This is a genomic window from Crenobacter intestini, assembly GCF_004919095.1.
Taxonomy (GTDB): Bacteria; Pseudomonadota; Gammaproteobacteria; order Burkholderiales; family Chromobacteriaceae; genus Craterilacuibacter; species Craterilacuibacter intestini.
The window spans coordinates 1-308 of sequence record NZ_STGJ01000044.1 but is presented as its reverse complement, the minus strand read 5'-3'; the positions used below and the strand labels follow the sequence as shown (position 1 = coordinate 308).

Annotated in this window: 1 protein-coding gene; it reads left to right on the top strand. The window is 63.0% G+C overall.

The window, feature by feature from the left end:
- Positions 1-17 precede the first annotated feature (17 nt).
- Positions 18-308 (top strand): IS110 family transposase (locus E5K04_RS16585; RefSeq protein WP_136555947.1); only part of this gene is annotated, 291 nt, incomplete at its 3' end.

Genomic DNA, 308 nt, shown 5'->3' with positions numbered 1-308 from the left:
CGGCGCGGAGGATCATCATGGCAAACATCGCACTTTTCGGTCTGGACATCGGCAAGCAGACCTTTCACGTGGTTGGGCACGACGCGCAGGGGCGGCCAGTCTTCAAGCGCCAATTCACCCGCAGCAGCCTGATCGAGTTTCTTGCATGCCAGCCCGCCACCCGCATCGTGATGGAGGCTTGCTGCGGTGCGCACTGGCTGGCGCGCAAGCTCGCCGGCTACGGCCACACCGTCCAGTTGATCGCCCCGCAGTATGTGCGCGCTTTCGTGGCCGGCAACAAGAACGATTTCATCGACGCGCAGGCGATT